Origin of the sequence: Thermaerobacillus caldiproteolyticus (assembly GCF_015326725.1) — a bacterium.
Classification (GTDB): Bacteria; Bacillota; Bacilli; order Bacillales; family Anoxybacillaceae; genus Thermaerobacillus; species Thermaerobacillus caldiproteolyticus.
In genome coordinates, this window is the sequence record NZ_CP064060.1 from 2,842,021 (window position 1) to 2,860,651 (window position 18,631).

An 18,631-nucleotide genomic window follows, 5' to 3' on the forward strand; every position below is an offset into this window, starting at 1 on the left:
AAATATTTTTCCGTACATTCATCGGATAACATAAATGAAGGAACATAAACGTAAAGGAGTGAAAATCGTTGAAAATCGCCGTACTAATTCCATGTTACAACGAAGAAAAAACGATCGGAAAAGTGGTAAGCGATTTTAAGCGTGAATTACCACATGCAGATATTTATGTATATGACAATAATTCCAAAGACCGTACATCGGAAATTGCTGCTGAACATGGGGCCATCGTGCGCAAAGAAACTCGCCAAGGAAAAGGAAATGTCGTTCGTTCCATGTTTCGCGAAATCGAAGCAGATATTTATGTCATGGTAGATGGTGACGATACGTACCCAGCTGAGTTTGTTCACCAACTAATCGAACCGATTCAAAATGGAGAAGCCAATATGGTCATTGGCGACCGATTATCGAATGGAACGTATTTTCAAGAAAACAAGCGACCATTTCATAATTTTGGAAACAACTTGGTTAAAAACTTAATTAATTTTTTATATAAAAGCGACATTAAAGATATCATGACAGGATATCGGGCATTCGATAAATGGTTTGTCAAATCGATGCCAGTCATGAGCCCGGGATTTGAAATTGAAACAGAAATGAGCATTCATGCACTCGATAAAAAATTCCTTATTAAAGAAGTTCCGATTGATTATCGGGATCGGCCGGAAGGTAGTGAGTCTAAGCTCAATACGTTCTCCGATGGCTGGAAAGTGCTAAAAATGATTTTCACCTTGTTTAAAGACTATAAGCCGTTCTTATTCTTTTCGCTTTGGTCAGCATTATTTTTCATTCTTGGATTGGCAGTGGGAATTCCAGTTATCGTTGAATTTATCCAAACAAACTTCATTACCCGTGTCCCATCCGCAATTTTAGCTGTTGGACTTATGATTTTTGCACTATTATCTTTTGCATGTGGACTGATTTTAGACACAGTGGCATCTGCGCAACGAAAACAATATGAGTTAGAGCTTAACCAAATTTATAAGCAAATGCGGAGGGAAAAAAATGACTACATCTCTTAATCGCTACCTAGGCAGCGTAATAACTGCCTTGCTCAGCGGTGTTGCTGTCATCTTTTTTTTCACGCCGATTCGCGATGCTTCATGGTTAGTAATACTTCTCATTATCGCGTTACTAACTTTTTGTTATAATCAGGTTTTCCAATCAATAAGCATCTTAAAAAATTTTCCTAAATGGAAACGGCATTTAACCATTGGTTTCACACTATTATTTTCATTATTAGCAGTACTTAGCCTAAAAGGTGAACAGCTGTATTTGTTAGATAATTCATTACTGACTCGAGCATATGTGTATATTGGCACATATTTGACAATCTGCTTTATCGTGTTATGGATCATTTTATCTCTGTTAAACATGGAGATGGACAAAATATCTCATTCGATCAGTAAATGGAACATACTCAAATACGCGTTACCTTCTTTAATGATATGGGGATTATATTTATTAGCTTTTTTCCCCGGAACAATGACGGCAGATTCAATATATCAATGGGAACAAGCCCACACCGGACATTTTAATGATTGGCATCCTGTCATGTACACATTATTTATTATGTTAGTAACAACATTATGGGATTCGCCTGCCGCTATCGGTATATCACAAATTATTATCATGTCTCTCACTGTTGGCTACTGCTTATATCAATTTGAAAAAGCCGGAGCTAACAAAACAATCATTTGGGTCGTGTCATTTGCGTTTGCTTTAAGCCCAATTAACGGTATCTACTCTGTAACGATTTGGAAAGATATTTTGTATAGCACATTTCTCTTACTGTTTACTACAATTGTCTTTAATCTTGTCATTACAAATGGAAAATGGATTAAAAACAATAGCCACCTTGCCTTTTTTATCATAGTGGCTTTAGGAGTCGTCTTTTTCCGTCATAATGGCTTTGTCGTTTGTTTAGCCGTGCTCATCGTCTTGCTTGTCGCATTCCGCCAAACATGGAAGCAGTGGCTGTTCGCTATTTCTTTTATCATCGCTGCCCATTATGCAGTAACAGGCCCTCTGTTTGACTACCTTAAAGTCGTTCCGTCTGATCCGAACGAAGCATTAAGTATTCCAACGCAACAGCTCGCTCGCGTAATCGCCTATGACGGAAACATCACCGACGAGCAAGCAGATTATTTAAATCAAATTTTACCTTTATCCTTGTGGAAAAAAAATTATAATCCATATGTGACAGATCCCATTAAGTTTTCCAAGCAATATAATCGAAAGGCGATTTTTCCTAACAATCTTTCCAACTACTTGCATACATGGTGGGATATTTGTTTGCAAAATCCAAAATTATCTACACAAGCGTTGCTGAAGCAAACATCTCTCGTTTGGCAAATGAATCAGCCTGCTGATGGCTACACATCAACGTTTGTAACAAACATTTTTTATGGGAACAAATTTGGACTGAAAAACCAAATTATTTTTGATCCGCTGACAATAGCAGTAAAAAAATACTTAACTATCTCTGATACGACATTAAAGCCGTTAATTTGGCGGCCAGCGACATATACATTTTTGATTCTTTTATTTACATTTGTCGCATTTTTGCGGAATGACTGGAAGGCTTGGCTAGTACCACTTATCGTTCTTTTGAATACAGGAACCGTGTTAATTGCTTTACCGGCCCAAGATTTCCGCTATTTGTACTCCAATTCATTAGTGTTCTTTATTGCGTTCTTATTCGCGTTCATTTCCTATAAAAAGAAGGAGATGAGCACATGAATCCGTTTATCCAATCTTTTCAAAAAAATAAAGTAGGAATTCTGTTCATTCTTATTGCCTCCATCAGTACAGCGAGCGGGCAAATGTTTTGGAAATTATCAAACGGGAAATGGAATGTCTATCTATTGCTAGGTTTCGCGTTTTATTTTATTGGCGCTGCACTGATGATTGTTGCTTTTCGCTTCGGAAGTCTATCTGTTTTGCATCCCCTTCTTAGTATGGGGTATGTTTTTGCGCTTTTGCTGGGAGTTGCGTTTCTTAATGAACAAATTACGATAATGCATATAATCGGAACGCTCTTGATCACTGGCGGCGCCATTCTCATTGGAGGTGGTGACCATTAGTTCATTTCTATTGCTTATGCTGATGACCTTATCCGGCGCATTAGGGGGGTATTACTTTAAAAAGGCATCTAGTCAACGCTTGGGATTTCATCTTTCTTTTCTGCTCCCCTTTTTCATTGGCGGCATCCTTTATTTCATCGGCGCTGTGCTTAATATTATAATTTTGAAGCAGCTTCCTTATACTATCGTATTTCCTTTGACATCGATCACTTATATTTGGACACTTGTCTTATCGTATGTTTTGCTGAAGGAAAACATTACAAGAAAAAAAATTGCTGGTGTCCTATTGATTCTCATCGGCTCTATTTTCCTTGTATGGTAAATGACCCCCTCGCTGAACTTATGTCAACGAGGGGGTTATACTTTTACAAAGCGTTTTCTTTTTTTAATAACTCCTTCAAAAATGTAACAAGCTCCTCACGTAAATCTTCGTTTTGAAGGGCGAATTCAACAGTCGTTTTCACAAAGCCTAATTTTTCGCCTACATCATAACGTTTTCCTATAAAGCTATACGCATAAACCGGTTGCACTTCATTTAACTTTTGAATCGCATCGGTAAGCTGAATTTCTCCGCCTGCGCCTACTTCCTGCTTTTCCAAAAATTTAAAAATATCCGGCGTAAACACATAGCGACCCATAATGGCCAAATTAGATGGAGCCGCACCAAGCGGTGGCTTTTCGACAAATCGTTTCACTTGATATAGCTCTCCTGCCTTTTTAAGAGGCTCAATAATTCCGTAACGGTTGGTTTCGTCTTCCGGCACCGGTTGAACACCAATTACGGAGCATCCCGTACGCTCAAACTGCTCGATTAATTGACTTAAACATGGTTTTTCCGCTTGAACAATATCGTCTCCTAATAATACGGCAAACGGTTCGTCACCGATAAATTTTCGAGCACACCATACCGCATGCCCTAACCCTTTTGGCGATTTTTGCCGAATGTAATGAATATCTACTAAATTAGCTGAATGGCGAACTTCCTCTAATAGCTCATATTTCTTTTTTTCTAGTAAAATTTGTTCAAGCTCCGGAGCATTGTCAAAATGATCCTCAATTGCTCTTTTTCCTTTTCCAGTAACAATGATAATATCTTCAATTCCAGAAGCAATCGCTTCTTCTACAATATATTGAATCGTTGGCTTATCAACAATCGGCAACATTTCTTTCGGCATTGCCTTTGTGGCCGGCAGAAACCGGGTCCCTAATCCGGCAGCAGGAATAATCGCCTTTCTCACTCTTTTCATCATAAACTCTCCTTCATGATTTAAGTCACTATTTCATTATATCTTAACAAAAATAAGCGAACAACAAACAGAACATTACCGTCACAATTTTATAACTATTGATATTTTAGGGTCATCGAACTATGTCAATATGTGGGGAAAAATGATATAATTTGTATCGTTATCACCAATATTATATGTAATATTTAGTTAGGAGGTGTAAAACTTGATTACTAAAATCTATGTCGTGACGAAATCCATCGCCCGCAACATGCTGTAATCATTGCGATGGCTAGATTTTAGTAATCAGGATGGAGATGCTTGCCAAAACCAAAAAAATATATGCAATACTTTCCATCTTGTTTTTGCTAGTTTCCTATGTATTCTCTCCTGCTTATGCCGTGAAGGCCTCTGAGAATACCAATGAAATTAGTACCTATGTCCAAATTTCACAAGACACCGCACCGGTAAAAAACGCTGAAACAGCTGAAGTCATCGGAGAATTAACAAAAGGTTTGATATTGAAGGCAGCCAAACTGGAAGGAGACCGCGTGTATTTTCAGTGGGGGAAAGAACTCGCTTACATAGATGCTACAAATACACAAACGGTCGATCCTTCTCAGCCGTTTGAAGCTTATTCATACGATACAAACGATTCAACCATTCCATGTATACAAACAAAAGAAAAAACAGCGATTCGATCACAGGCCAATGATATCATCGGATACTTAATAGAAGGAAGTCAATATCCGATTTTCCGTGAGTTAGAAAACTCTTTCGAAATTATCATCGGAAATCAATTGGCTTATATAGAAAAATCCCCTGCCATTACGGTTGTGCAAAACGAGGAGACAAATCCGGCAAGCACAGAGAACAAATCGAATACTCAAACCAATGCAACGAATCAAGTTGATTCCACATCAAATCAGCAATCGAATGCCACTGAAGAAAAAAGTGAAGCAACACAAGTAAAAACACAGCCATCGACTACAACTCGTGCATCGATTGCATCCATTGAACAGACAGAAGCTACTACGTTTACTGCAAGTACGAAGTATTTTAAAGTAACAACCGATAAATTAGCAATCTACGATAACAGCACAGGAACCCTTGTTCAAGTTGGTTCCCTTGAAAAAGGACAAGAATTTCCGAGAGTAAAAGATTACGGGAATTGGCATCAAATTCAATTCGGTACGAAGTATGCGTACGTCTGGAAAGGATCAACCGCGCCATCCGATGGAAAAAGTCCTATGAAACTAGGGACTCAACCAAGCGGAACGGCTGTATTTACTGCTACAGCGGATTTACCTGTATATGATAACTCTACAGGAACATTAATACATATCGCTACTATCAAGCAGGGACAATCTTATCCTATTGTTCGTGACTATGGAAATTGGTATGAAATTTTAATTTCTGGACGAATTGGTTATGTACACAAAAGTGGAACACGGATTGATTTTAAAAGCAGTGATCGTTATTTCCGTGTCATTACCGACCACTTGGCTGTCTACGATAACAGCACAGGAACCCTTGTTCAAGTCGGTTCTCTCGAAAAAGGACAAGAATTTCCGAGAGTAAAAGATTACGGGAATTGGCATCAAATCAAGTATGGTAAAGGCTACGGATTTGTATGGAAAGCGTCAACAGAGCCTTCTAACGGTGCAACGATTCAAAACATAAATTCTCTCGCTCCGTCTGGGAAAACATTTACAACCATCACCGATGTCCCGGTATATGATAATTCATCCGGTCAGCTAGTAAAGTTTGCAACGATTCAAAAAGGAGTTAGCTATCCAATTTTAAAAGATTATGGAAACTGGTATGTCGTGGATGTAGCAGGACGGACAGGTTATGTCCATAAAAGCGGCGTAAAATTATCATTCACAAGTACAGACCGCTATTTCGAAGTGATGGAAGATCGTGTGCCAATCTATGATAATAGCACAGGAAAATTAGTACCAGTCGCGTACTTAGAAAAAGGGCAAGTGTTCCCTAGACTACGTGACTTTGGAAACTGGCATGAAGTCAAATACGGGCGAAGCGTAGGTTATGTTTGGAAAGAATCAACGAGACCGCCGTTTTCTGTTAACTTAAAAAATGAAAATAATGGAACTTATAAACCGACAGACCGCAACTTCCTAACACTTGTTGATGCACCTGTAGTCGATAACTCCAGTGGCTCATTAGTACAATTTGCAACGATTAAAGAAGGACAAAGTTATCCTATCATTAAGCAAGTAGGCAATTGGATTGAAATCGAACTTGCTGGTCGCATCGGATATGTGTATAAGGACAAAGTCCATGTTGGACCAATTATTAGATATACGCAGTATAACCTAAGCTTAGAGGAAATGCTCAATATTCAAATGACAAAGAAACCGCAAACAGATTTATATCGAAATGCTAAATCTTATGTGCATTCTGACTATATTCAAGTTGCAAAATCAAATACATTCCCGACAAAAGGAACCGTTACCGCCACAACATTAAATGTCCGAGAAGGAGCAGGAACGACATATTGGGTAGTGGGAACGTTAAAGCTCGGTGACACCGTGGATGTCGTAGCGAAAGTAGGAGATTGGTATGAAATTAAGTTCGGTCCTTGGAAAAATGCGAAGCCGGAAGATGTACAAGCATACCTTGATCCTAGCCGCTTCAGTCAGGATAGTAAAGAATATTTCCAATTCCTTGTTTTATCAGAGAGCGCGGGTGTCCCATTAAATGATTTAAATAATAAAATTTTAGCGAATAAAGGGATTCTCGCTGGAAAAGGACAAGCTTTTATCGATGCTGGGGCAAAATATCATATTAATGAAATTTACTTGATTTCCCATGCTTTGTTAGAAACAGGAAATGGAACTTCTGCATTAGCTAACGGCGTCTTAGTAGACAAGGTGGACGGAAAACCTGTCGAACCAAAAAAAGTATACAATATGTATGGAATTGGTGCCTACGACAGCTGTCCAGTTAGCTGCGGGGCTGAATATGCCTATAAACAAGGCTGGTTTACTCCGGAGGCTGCCATTATCGGCGGGGCAGGATATATCGCCAGCCAATATATTAATAATCCTACCTATAAGCAAGATACGCTATATAAAATGAGATGGAATCCGGCTAACCCTGGAGTACATCAATACGCGACAGACATCGGCTGGGCCGTCAAACAAGTTCGCAACATTAGTCAGCTCTATGATTTATTAGATACTTACACACTGATCTTTGATGTGCCTGTATACAAATAAATAAAACGCTCCAAAGGCATAGCTTTTGGAGCGTTTTATTTTCTATAAAAATATTAAAAGGAAGTTAATTGTTCTACAGGAAACATTTACAGTTCGACAAATTATGTCGATTTTTGTAGAATAAAACCACGGTAAGATTTTGTTTGGTAAGCCAGTTGCGTTCTATCGCAGCTGGCCCTTTTTATACGTATACAACTTCGTTTTCGACAAATTGTGTCGAATTTTTTACATAAAAATATCCTCTCAGATCTAAAATCTGAGAGGACGTTTTCTTTCATTTATAAGCCACTGCTAGCTGTTGGGTTGAAAATTTGGATAGACTGAACTTTTACACCACTTGAATACGGCGTTTCCGTCGTCAGCATAATCAGCTTGCCATTTGACACAAACAAATGATTAATGATGCCGGAAACAGTCCACGTATTCATCACTTCAAATGTTTTACTGTTATACGCGGTTACTTTGCTGTCTTTTCCTGTATAAAATACATTCGCTGCTGGATCAAAGGCAATCGCTGAGAATGGATTGATCGTTGTAACATAGGTCATGTTTGTGCTTTGTAAAGATGTCGCATAAAAAACGGTACCAGCATGGTTAAACAAATACTTCCCATCGCTAGAAATAGTCATATCTGTAGACAGTGGATAGTCACCATGATACGGGGAGTCATAATGACTTGTAAACTTCCCATCGGAAATTGAAAATGCCTCTATATCCCTTGGAGAAGTATCGGTTGTAATCGCATAAATCATTGTTTTGCTTGGATTCATTTCTAAATAACTTGCTTGACGAATCGGTGCAGAGGATACCTCTTGATACGTAGTCCGATCATAGCTTTTTATACTCGTCCATTGTCCAGAACCGGATGAAACATAAATATAGCGATCGTCCGCTACCACATCATACGGATCAAGAGCGATATCAAATATTTTCTTTAATGTAAATGTATTTGTATCTACAATGGCAATGGCACCTTGTTGATTTTCTTTCCACCAATAGGAACTATGCTTACCTTTTAGCAGCGTAATATACAGTTCATTATTGGCAAAATATAATCGTTCAGCAGGCAGCGGTAACGCAAGCGTTTTTACCTGCTTCGTTTCATAATTGATTTCGACCACATTTCCAAACGTGTCAAGGCCATAAAGAATTGGAAGGGATGGATGAAATATAGAAGTTACCAAATTTTCATCCAGAGAAAACTTTGTTGTTTCTACCACTGGTGTAGGCGGATCCGTTTCGCCTCCAGTTTCGCCTCCATCTTCCGGTAGTTCTTCTTCCCCATCATCTATGACCGGCAACTCGTCAATCGGAATTATGGACAATTGATAAAATGGCACCCCGACATATGATGATACTAGATCTTTCACATGATCAGCAGCCAGGGCGAAGTTCAGGCTTCCTGTTTCAAGGCCAAATGAAACAACTCCAACAACATAGCCATACATGTTTAACAACGGTCCTCCGGAATTTCCAAATGTGACAGGCGCCGTAAACTGAATGAAATCGGCTTCCCAGCCATCTTCGCTGAAATGCCGAATCCCACTGACGATTCCGGAAGATACGGTATTATAAAGTCCTAACGGGCTTCCAATCGCAATGACATCGTCGCCTTCTTCAACCATCGATTTTGAACCGATTCTCAATTGTTTCAGCGGCAACAAGTCATATGGCTTCAAAATGGCAATGTCGTTATCTAAATCATAATCGACGACGCCTTCCAACTCATAAGTATCGCCGTTATATGTTTCAATCTCAAAATAAGCACCGCCATTAATCACATGATAATTCGTAATAATCAGGCCGTTCGTTGTCACAAATCCGCTTCCTTGCGAGATCAGTTCATCATTTTCATCATACACATTAATCATGACAACGCTCTCTTTTTTCGCAATGACTTCTTTTCTTTCTAATGGCTTCAGTACAGGCGGTTTAAAGTCATCGTTTATGTATCTCGCCAAAAATACAGCAAAATGCATGCGCTGAATCGAATCGTTCGGGCGAAAACTGCCATCAGGGTACCCCGTTGTGATTCCGTTAGCCGCTAAAGCGTGGACGTATTCATATACCCAGTCCCCTTGTTTAACATCAGTGAAATTTTTATTCCATTTTCCTTGAAGATTAAAAGCATTAGCGAAAATTTTAGCCATTTGACCACGGGTTAAGTTTCCATACGGATCAAATGAGCCATCACTCTTTCCGCTAACGATTCCAAGTTTTACCGCTGTCGCGACTTCAGGATAACCGTAATCACCTTTCTTTAAATCCGTAAACTGGATGGAAGAAGTTTCTTTCGGCTCAATGCCAAGTGTGCGAAGAATAAGTTGCACCGCCTGCAATCGTTTAACAGGTGCGCTTGGTCGAAACGTTTGATCTTGGTAGCCTTGAATAATGGCCAGCCCCGTTAAATATCCAATCTCTTTTTGATACTGCGTCACGTCGCGAAAGCTCGGCGGATTCCCGGTTGTCGCCAGCGCCTCAACAGCGGGAGAGAAAAACGACAACATGGCCGCAATCATCGCAACGGACATGATGCGGTGAACACGTATAAAGCTCAAAAAGACTCTCCTTTCTTCACAAAAAGATTATTATAACCAAACTTATTTTAATAGAGTCCTAATGAAAAGTCTTCATTATTTTTTTGGTATTTTTTAACTATCTTATTCCCTGTTTTTTCCGTTTTTTTGCTTGACAATCAATTTATTGAAATATATTCTTTATACTGGATTTTTAAATTTAATTGACTAATATAAGGTGAGAACAATGAAAGTAAAACCTTATCTAACCGTGGCCATAGCTTTTTGTATATCTGTCGCTGCCCTAACGGCAAGCCAATTTGCTTTTTCTGCTTCTCCAAAAACGATTGTTGCCACAGATGATCACGCGTTTTTTTACCGGAAAGTCAACGGACAACTTCAGCCTAGTGGGCGGTTAAATCAACAACAATCGTTCTATGCAACAAAAGTGCATCCAAATTGGTATGTAATTCGAATCGGAAGCAATCAATACTACATTTATAAGAAACATGTGAAGGCGGTTCGCGCTTCTTCATCCGGAATCAACAAATCTGTGAAACCAATAAAAACCGTATATCCTCAAACTAATATATGGGTATACAAAAAAACGGATTTCAATACACCGATTGGGGTCATTTATAAAAATACCCCTTTACCAATTAGACAAATAGAAGGTCCTTGGTACAAGGTCGAATTTGCTGGCCATCTTGCCTATGTCAATCAAAAACAAGTCGCTGGATTAGCAACAGAAATTCCAATTATTGTCTATCATCATATATTGAAAGAAAAGGAAAATCACAAATACAAGAACCAGCCAACAGTTGTAAGCTATGAAGAATTTGTCAAACAAATGAGGCTTCTTCATGATTATGGATATCATACAATTACATTGCATCAGCTTGAACAATTTTTGAAAGGGAAAATCGACTTGCCAGCCAAAAGCATGATGATTCATTTTGATGATGGCTTGAAAACGAACTATGTGTATGCCTATCCTATATTAAAAAAATACGGATTTCATGCGGCTGCATTTTTAATTACAAGTCGAAATAGCCGGCCATTAAAGACTTTTAATCCTGACGACTATCAATTTCTCAACTGGAAAGAAATCGAGAAAATGGGGGACGTATTTGAGTTTGCTAGCCATACGCATGCCCTGCATAACCGTGGAAAAGATGGAATTGGAAATTTAGTTAAGGAACCAAGAGAAGTAGTTAAAGCCGATCTGTTGCTAAGCCGAAAACTGCTACATGGAACAACGTATTTTACGTATCCATTTGGTCAGTATAAGAAGGAAACGATTGATATTTTAAAAGAAACGGGATTTACAATGGCGTTTACAACAAAAATTGGAACAGTAAAACCCGGAGATGACCCATATCAATTAAAACGCCACGGCATCGATCCTCACACGACATTACAACAATTTAAACAAATTATTGGTGTCGTTGAATAAATAGTAATCTATTTACACCAAGAGCCCTCTCGCTTTGAGAGGGCTCTTTATCGTTTTTGTGAGAAATAAACAATATGAAACATTTACAATTAATTTAGGACAACAGAATCGAAATAAAAGAGAGAAATGGAACTGAAGCCGTTTTACACTCTCATCCTTTAACTAACGCCTTCATTTTATTCCTACTTCCCCATAGCCAACATGGCGCGTCTTACAAAAGCTGCGAATTCGGCTCGCGTCGTCTGTTCATTCGGGCGGAAATAGCCGCTCGCCTTGGTCACTTGATTGGCCTTTAATGTGGCGATATATGGATGCGACCATCGGGATAGAGCTACATCTTGAAAGTTGATGTCTTCCTCTCCGGTTAGCTGATACGCTTTTACTAAAATTTTTGCCATTTGCTCTCGTGTTAATGGCGCGTTCGGATAAAAGCGCCCATTCGAACCGCTAAAAATTCCTTCGTCAACAACTGTGGCAACGATGTCATATCCGTCTCGCCCTTGTTTTACATCCGCAAGTTTTGGATTCGGCCGATTTTTTGTAGATAATCCAAGTGAACGAACAATCATTGTTGCCGCTTGTAAACGTGTCACTGGGGCATTTGGTTTAAATGTTTGATTCTGCTCTGGTTTAATAACCCCTAAACTGGCTAGCACATCGATATCTTTTTTCGCCCAGTGATTGTTAGGAATATCTTTAAACGGTGCGAAATCAAGGATCGTCGCTTTGCTTCGGCTATTTTTGATAGAAATGACTTTTGTCACCCCAGCAATTTTCAGTCCATCTTTACTTTTTCTTCCTGCATGATAATATGCAACTAACTGATAGTTTCCAGTTGGTAAATTTTTGGGTAGTATGAGTTGAAATTTTTCAGGGTAGCTTTTTCCTTTTGGTACTAGGCCAACAACATATTTTTCATAAGATGTTTTCACATTTCCTGAAGGATCGAGCAATTCGACTCTCATTGTGCCGCGTGATACCACGTTCCCTTCATTGTTTGCTGTCATCGTTCCATAGACGACATAATCATTCGCTCGTGGATACGCCTTAACATCAGTTAATGAAACGGTGACACTTCGATCAATCGGATGGGAAGTCGTCAACGGTTGTGATGTCCATTGAATGGCCTCGTCTATGAGCACTTTCAACTCCTCACCGCCTTTTAGCCCTTGCCACGCCTCTCCTTGTACTTCTTTTTTACCAAGCGGATTCGTCATATCCCACTCGTTCGACAAAGAAGTATCGACGCTTATATAGTTTAGAAGTTGAAACCCGAACCAAACCGCCTTTCCGCGTCCATACTCAATGGCATACGCAGCTCCTGTGTTGGCAGGAGTATGCTTCGGCACGTTAGAGTATCCGATTGTCTCATAATATAAAATTGGAATAACATAACTGTTTGGATATGGATGAATAACCTCAATCCACTCCGGACCATATTGATGGTAACGACTATTTTTTAGAACGAGCTTTGACGTTCCGAGTCGCTGAAGTGCTTTCTTTACAATCGGGTGATTATTAGTGCTTGCTACTGTGTAATTACCAATCTTTACATCATTAATAAACGCAGACTGAAATAATTCACTGAGATTATCCCACTCCCATATCCATGTTTCTGTATCATAGATGATTGGAGTTAAATCTAAATCGGTTGTTTTATACGGGAAGCGAGCACTGTCGTTTCTCGCCATGGCAAAGGCAAAAATGGCTCCTCCACCGTTTTTTATATATTCTTTTACCGCTTGCCGCTGTTCTTTTGACATCATCACCGTATTGGGAAAGAAAAGTGTATCGTATTTCGTTAACTTAGCAGGGTCTTTTAATTGGGCATCATCGACATATTCCACTTTATATCCAAGACTCTCTAGCAATAACTTTGCTTTAATCCGTTTATTTTTAATGGAAGAGCCCAAGGGTTTCTCCGCAATGCTTTTTCCATTATAGGTTCCGCCTTTTCGTTCGATAAACGCGTACTTTTCGCTTAGTTCGGAAACAACGACCCCAACTACTCCCTTCCCCTTCTCCTCTGCTTGCACCTTTGTAATATGAACAAAAGCGAATGAAATGAAAGCGACAAGTACGGTGCTCAAAATCACATTCATTGATTTCAATACAATCCCCTCCCTCATGGTCATCTATTCTTTATATCGGTTGAAGCAGAACATGTTTAAATCAGGAATTTTGTCTATGTAATGGAAATGAAGACTTCCAAGAACATTGCAAATCGGCATTTTAACATTCCAAAAAAGTTCTTCATTTCAAAAACATGACGAATTTTTATGGAAAGGGACTATCATTCTATAAAAACGCAGAAAGGAGAGCAACCCATCTTTTACAGGGAAAACTCTCCTTTTCTTTTTATCAATTTTCGACAAACTTCGAGACGGCCGCAGTGGATCGAGCCTTCGAAAATAGACATGTATGAAAAATGCTTATGCAGAGAATAAAAAGAAACCGATTAGCCATGTTCTGCAAAAAGAAGAGGCTGAACTCGAAGCAGTAAAAAGAAGACTTTCTTCATTTCTCATACGCGTTCATCCAAATTGAAATTTATTACATTAATGTTATATATTTTGTTATTTTAAGTTATTTGGTTTTTGTTTATACTAAATTAGTATTATTTTGCTATGGGGGTTATTCTATGAAAAAATTGATTTCTTTTACTATTGCGGCATCTCTTGCAATCGCCACATTGCCTGCTTCTGCTTTTGCGATTAATTCCAATGATCCTGAGCTCCAAAGCTACCTAAACGAGATCGGCATGACGCAAGAAGAACTGGAAGAATATTTGAGCTATGATGGCTATACATTGGAGGATTTTAAAGATGTTGACGATCTTCGCAACGAGCTTGGCGATGTATTGACAGAAGAAAATTTAGAACTATTACTTAAAAATTACGGCTTAACAAAAAATGAATTAAAGCAACTTCTTATCGATAACGGTGAACTAGAACCAAACGAAGAAATTACGGAAGCGTTTAAGTTTTATAACGACTTAGAGGAATACCTCGACTTTCTTCTCGAACAATCAGATTCAACACCGATTACCGAAGAAACGCTTTCCGATTTCTTACAAAAGCGCAATATGACGAAAGAACAATTACTCGCACTTCTTAACAGCCATAATGAATCATTAGAAGATTACAGCTCCATTGGCGAATTGGCTGATGCTGTTGATTATTATCAAAGCTTAACTCCTCTTACGGAAGAAACATTGAACGAACTTTTAGACACACTCGGACTTACACGACAACAATTGGAAGAATTGCTTGTGGCAAATAACGATTCTTTAGACAACTATGCAACAGTGGAAGAACTATCAGAAGCCATTGTCAATTATATGCTTCCTGATTTTGAAGAACTTGGTCTAACAGACGCTGAACTTGAAAAATTGTATAATCACTTCCATTCACTTAATATAGAAGATCCACAATTCGCAAGCCGAATAGAAGAACTCGGAAAGCGGCTTGAAGCCATTAGTTCGTATGATTTTGAAGGGGCAAAAGAATTGTCTCCAGCACAAATAGCGGAAATTGCTGATGTGATGCATGATATACTTGATATTTTCCAATTAGACGTGAAATTTTATTTGACGAAAAATGGGGAGAAAAAGCCATTAAGTCTATCCACGCTGTTAACGATGGAATCAACAAACGGCTATGACCTCTTAATCGAAATTTATAACAAACAAGGCGAACTGCTTGCCGACTTCACGTTGACGGCAGACATGTTCAACTCTGATTTATTTGAAGACGTAGGCGAAGATTTAGAGAACACCGGAAAAGTCGCAAAGATTGAAAAAAAGATTGAGAAAAACGCAACACCAAAACCGGTAAAAAGAACGGTGAAAGGAGCAAAACTTCCAAAAACAGCTTCTCCATATGCAACAAATATGCTTATGGGCGTTGTATTCATCGCTGCGGGAGCGTTTCTATTCCGAGCGAGAAAAATATTAGGGGCAAAAAAATAAATGCAAAAGCAACGAATCGTTCGCCTTCTTGGCATTGGCTTGATGGCAGTTGGCTTCGCTCTCGTCTTGCTCAACGGCTACAAATATGAAAAAGGGATCAACGCCGCAAAGCCGTTGCCAAAGGAGACAGCAACAAAAGCAACATCTACACCGACAAAGACTGCTGCAGCGATTTATCCGCGCCAACCAAAACTGGGCGAAAATATTGGGGAGCTCATCATTCCGAAGCTGAACGCCAGTCTTCCGATTTATCATGGCACCAATGAAGATGAGTTAGAAAAAGGAGTCGGTCATTACGCTGGAAGCGTCCTACCGGGAGAGCCAGATAACTGCGTCCTTGCCGGACATCGGGACACCGTCTTTCGCAAACTGGGCGAGGTAGGAAAAGGAGACTTGCTGATTGTCAAAACAGTCGCTGGAGAGTTTACCTATAAAGTTCGCAAAGTGCGAATTGTAGATGCCGATGACAGAACCGTGATTGTGCCAAAGCCAAAAGCCACTTTAACGGTATCCACGTGTTATCCATTTCACTACATAGGCGCGGCACCAAAACGGTATATCCTCATCGCTAACTTAGTGAAGGTGAGGAATTGATATCTGCTTATCCCTTCACTCTCTATTAATTTAACTAAAACCTATTTCATTTCCATCAAAAATCCGGCTACATGCAAAAAGGGGCTGACCCAAAAGTATACATCCATCACTTTTTGGGTTCATCCCCTTTCTTCCTTTTTTTCAATTACAAGAAATATAGTGATTAATTAGCAATTGGCTGTACCGCCAGTTTCAGCTCACAATGACCACCTTGATTTGTACCTTCGTGAGGCTACGAAAATAAAATCGCCGGAACGTCCGATTGCCTTTGAATTAATCGAACATATTTTCAAATCCGTTTCGGGGTGAGTTCCTTTCCACTACCTATCCAAAGACGCTCTTTTTCATATAACGGAACATCCCGGACGAACAATGCAGCAAATTTGATCTCTTCCGCTGTATGATCCCACAGCCTCGTTTCATTGGACAAAGCTTTAAATACTCCAAAAGTTCCATTGCTACCTCCAAGTTCGTCATTCCATCGTATTTTTTAATATTACATTATTTAAGTTTGTTCAGGAATCACTTAAGCAAGTATTATACTCAAAAAAGACGCACCAATTCGACTATGTTGGGCTTCACACAGAATGGTAAAATTCAGCCCTTAGAACTTAAAGAAAGTCAAATGATTTTTTAAGGTCCCGTCGTTTTTCTGAGCAGCAGAAATGAAGAACATTACAAAAAAGAAGTCATAAAATTGCGCCTCAGGGGAATTGGAGAGATGAAACAGCGGTTCTAAACAGGGGAATAATGAAGGAAATATCTATTCAGAGATGTCTATTTCACATCGCCTTTCTTTGGCAAGTCCCGGTTGTTAACCCATTTGCTTGTAATTTAAAACTGAAGCTTACAATACTCTCTTAGCACCGATAAAATTTTTCCTCCAATATGAATTTAACTCTGTGATGGTTACTTTTTTTCCTTGGCGGTACGTATGAAGCATTTGATTATTTCCTATATAGATCCCAACATGTCCAATTTTAGCAATTCCGTTTCTTTTCTTCCTTTTTTTCGTCGTAAAGAACAATAAGTCCCCCTTCTGAATCTGGTGTAAAGGAACCGGGGTACCTACTAAAAATTGTTGCCGGGAGTTTCTAGGAAGAGAAATGCCGTTCACACCAAAAACGTACTGTGTAAACGAACTGCAATCAAACATATCTGTTCGATAAGATGGAGCATTAAATACATAAGGTGTTCCCAAATATCGTCGACCTGTCAAAATAATTTGATCCGCCAGCATATAAATCTCCCTCTTTACATAATCGCTATAATCCATAACATTCCGATTTCCTGTCATTTGATTGGACAAGTGTTTCATAAAAAGCACCTATTTTTAAATGGGAATCAAAGGAGATATAATAACTCGGGCGGTGGCAGGTACTAAGTCAAGCATTTGCAGAGAAAAAGAACCCGCATCATTGTATAATAAGCGATGATACGAGTTCTAAAAGTCAAGAATGGATGGATTTTGTATTAATAAAAAGAAAACTTAGTCGTTGGAAATAATGACTTTTAATGCTTTTTCTTTTGCTGCATTGCCAAATACCTCATACGCTTTCATAATATCTGAAAAGGCAAAGCGATGAGTAATTAATTGTTCCGGCTGCAATTTTTTGGCCTCAACAGTTTTTAATAACATTGGTGTAGAAGTTGTGTTGACAAGACCGGTTGTTAACGTAATGTTACGTATCCATAATTTTTCAATATGAAACTCAACACTTTTTCCATGAACACCTACATTGGCTATATGGCCGCCTGGTTTTATAATTTCTTGGCAAATGTCAAACGTTACAGGAATTCCGACGGCTTCCATCGCGACGTCTACACCTTTCCCGTCGGTCAATTCCATAATTTTTTCAACTGCCTTACCGTCACCGCTATTAACCACTTGAGTTGCACCAAATTTTTTCGCAACTTCTAAACGGTTATCGTCTAAATCAACCATGATGATCTCTGCAGGTGAATAAAATTGGGCGGTTAATAGAGCTGCCATGCCTACGGGGCCAGCTCCGATAATGGCAACGGTTTGTCCCGGCTGAACCTTTCCGTTTAGCACGCCAATTTCAAAACCTGTTGGAAGAATATCACTAAGCATAACGAGAGCCTCTTCATCTACGCCGTCCGGGATTGGATAAAGACTGTTGTCTGCATACGGAATCCTTACATACTCTGCTTGGGTTCCGTCAATTAAGTGCCCTAATATCCATCCTCCATCTTCACAATGAGCATACAAACCTTTTTTGCAATTTTCGCATCTTCCGCAGGAGGTAATACAAGAAATCAACACTCTGTCGCCTTTTTTGAAATTTTTCACACCGGAACCAACCTCTTCGACAATCCCTACACCTTCATGGCCTAAAATTCGCCCTTCTTCTACAGTAGGAACATCTCCGGAAAGAATATGTAAATCCGTTCCGCAAATCGTTGTTTTTGTAATTTTAACAATTACATCTGTCTCTTTTTCAATTTTCGGTTTTGGTTTTTCCATTACTTCTTTTTTTCCTGCTCCCAAATATGTAAGAGCTTTCATTTTTGGTTCCT

13 protein-coding genes are annotated in these 18,631 nt (G+C 39.1%); 8 read left to right on the forward strand and 5 right to left on the reverse strand.

Annotated elements, in window-relative coordinates:
* Positions 1 to 68: 68 nt before the first annotated feature.
* The 4 genes from ISX45_RS14345 to ISX45_RS14360 are packed head-to-tail and all read left to right on the forward strand — an operon-like array spanning position 69 to position 3,405.
* The gene (locus tag ISX45_RS14345) at positions 69 to 1,019 is read left to right on the forward strand and encodes a DPM/DPG synthase family glycosyltransferase (protein ID WP_181555483.1); all 951 of its coding nucleotides are present in this window, start codon (positions 69 to 71) and stop codon (positions 1,017 to 1,019) included.
* Positions 1,003 to 2,739 carry a DUF6020 family protein gene (locus ISX45_RS14350; RefSeq protein ID WP_194519288.1) on the forward strand — a complete coding sequence of 579 codons (1,737 nt, stop codon included), beginning with the start codon at positions 1,003 to 1,005 and terminating at the stop codon, positions 2,737 to 2,739. The genes ISX45_RS14345 and ISX45_RS14350 overlap by 17 nt, the downstream gene beginning before the upstream one ends.
* Entirely contained in the window at positions 2,736 to 3,083 is a 348-nt protein-coding gene (locus ISX45_RS14355; protein WP_194519289.1) for an EamA family transporter, read from the forward strand. Before ISX45_RS14350 ends, ISX45_RS14355 begins: the two co-directional genes overlap by 4 nt.
* A complete protein-coding gene (locus tag ISX45_RS14360; protein ID WP_228485559.1) occupies positions 3,073 to 3,405 on the forward strand; it encodes an EamA family transporter in 333 nt (110 codons plus the stop codon). Before ISX45_RS14355 ends, ISX45_RS14360 begins: the two co-directional genes overlap by 11 nt.
* 43 nt (positions 3,406 to 3,448) lie before the next feature.
* On the opposite strand, the gene galU is transcribed toward ISX45_RS14360, so the two are convergent.
* Positions 3,449 to 4,330: a UTP--glucose-1-phosphate uridylyltransferase GalU gene (gene galU / locus ISX45_RS14365; protein WP_181555480.1), complete on the reverse strand. Its 882-nt coding sequence runs from the start codon at positions 4,328 to 4,330 to the stop codon at positions 3,449 to 3,451.
* Positions 4,331 to 4,626: 296 nt separating this feature from the next.
* On the opposite strand from galU, the gene ISX45_RS14370 reads away from it, so the two are divergent.
* Entirely contained in the window at positions 4,627 to 7,554 is a 2,928-nt protein-coding gene (locus ISX45_RS14370; protein WP_323744640.1) for an SH3 domain-containing protein, read from the forward strand.
* A gap of 278 nt (positions 7,555 to 7,832) precedes the next feature.
* Here ISX45_RS14370 and ISX45_RS14375 read toward each other — a convergent pair whose 3' ends face one another.
* Entirely contained in the window at positions 7,833 to 10,112 is a 2,280-nt protein-coding gene (locus tag ISX45_RS14375) for an S-layer homology domain-containing protein (protein WP_194519291.1), read from the reverse strand.
* Positions 10,113 to 10,317: 205 nt separating this feature from the next.
* Here ISX45_RS14375 and ISX45_RS14380 point away from each other — a divergent pair, with 205 nt between their 5' ends.
* A complete protein-coding gene (locus ISX45_RS14380) occupies positions 10,318 to 11,526 on the forward strand; it encodes a polysaccharide deacetylase family protein (RefSeq protein WP_194519292.1) in 1,209 nt (402 codons plus the stop codon).
* Positions 11,527 to 11,708: 182 nt separating this feature from the next.
* Here the strand turns inward: ISX45_RS14380 and ISX45_RS14385 are convergent, their stop codons facing one another.
* Positions 11,709 to 13,628, reverse strand: coding sequence for an S-layer homology domain-containing protein (locus ISX45_RS14385; RefSeq protein ID WP_194520713.1), 1,920 nt, complete (start codon positions 13,626 to 13,628; stop codon positions 11,709 to 11,711).
* A gap of 539 nt (positions 13,629 to 14,167) precedes the next feature.
* Between ISX45_RS14385 and ISX45_RS14390 the strand changes: the two genes are divergently transcribed.
* Both ISX45_RS14390 and ISX45_RS14395 read left to right on the forward strand, forming a co-directional pair.
* Positions 14,168 to 15,496, forward strand: a complete 1,329-nt coding sequence (locus ISX45_RS14390; RefSeq protein WP_194519293.1) for a processed acidic surface protein — start codon at positions 14,168 to 14,170, stop codon at positions 15,494 to 15,496.
* Complete coding sequence (locus tag ISX45_RS14395) at positions 15,497 to 16,090, forward strand: class D sortase (RefSeq protein WP_194519294.1); 594 nt, start codon at positions 15,497 to 15,499, stop codon at positions 16,088 to 16,090. It begins immediately after the preceding gene.
* An 847-nt stretch (positions 16,091 to 16,937) separates the two neighbouring features.
* Here ISX45_RS14395 and ISX45_RS14400 read toward each other — a convergent pair.
* The gene (locus ISX45_RS14400; RefSeq protein ID WP_181555473.1) at positions 16,938 to 17,330 is read right to left on the reverse strand and encodes a C40 family peptidase; all 393 of its coding nucleotides are present in this window, start codon (positions 17,328 to 17,330) and stop codon (positions 16,938 to 16,940) included.
* Between the two features lie 249 nt (positions 17,331 to 17,579).
* Positions 17,580 to 18,620, reverse strand: a complete 1,041-nt coding sequence (locus ISX45_RS14405) for a zinc-dependent alcohol dehydrogenase family protein (protein ID WP_194519295.1) — start codon at positions 18,618 to 18,620, stop codon at positions 17,580 to 17,582.
* Between the last annotated feature and the right edge of the window lie 11 nt (positions 18,621 to 18,631).

Excerpts from the sequence above, each read along its gene's own strand:
- ISX45_RS14350 (WP_194519288.1), top strand. The coding sequence starts at position 1,003 with ATGACTACATCTCTTAATCGCTACCTAGGCAGCGTAATAACTGCCTTG.
- ISX45_RS14355 (WP_194519289.1), top strand. The coding sequence starts at position 2,736 with ATGAATCCGTTTATCCAATCTTTTCAAAAAAATAAAGTAGGAATTCTG.
- galU (WP_181555480.1), bottom strand. The coding sequence starts at position 4,330 with ATGAAAAGAGTGAGAAAGGCGATTATTCCTGCTGCCGGATTAGGGACC.
- ISX45_RS14370 (WP_323744640.1), top strand. The coding sequence starts at position 4,627 with ATGCTTGCCAAAACCAAAAAAATATATGCAATACTTTCCATCTTGTTT.
- ISX45_RS14380 (WP_194519292.1), top strand. The coding sequence starts at position 10,318 with ATGAAAGTAAAACCTTATCTAACCGTGGCCATAGCTTTTTGTATATCT.
- ISX45_RS14385 (WP_194520713.1), bottom strand. The coding sequence starts at position 13,628 with ATGAATGTGATTTTGAGCACCGTACTTGTCGCTTTCATTTCATTCGCT.
- ISX45_RS14390 (WP_194519293.1), top strand. The coding sequence starts at position 14,168 with ATGAAAAAATTGATTTCTTTTACTATTGCGGCATCTCTTGCAATCGCC.
- ISX45_RS14395 (WP_194519294.1), top strand. The coding sequence starts at position 15,497 with ATGCAAAAGCAACGAATCGTTCGCCTTCTTGGCATTGGCTTGATGGCA.
- ISX45_RS14400 (WP_181555473.1), bottom strand. The coding sequence starts at position 17,330 with ATGCTGGCGGATCAAATTATTTTGACAGGTCGACGATATTTGGGAACA.
- ISX45_RS14405 (WP_194519295.1), bottom strand. The coding sequence starts at position 18,620 with ATGAAAGCTCTTACATATTTGGGAGCAGGAAAAAAAGAAGTAATGGAA.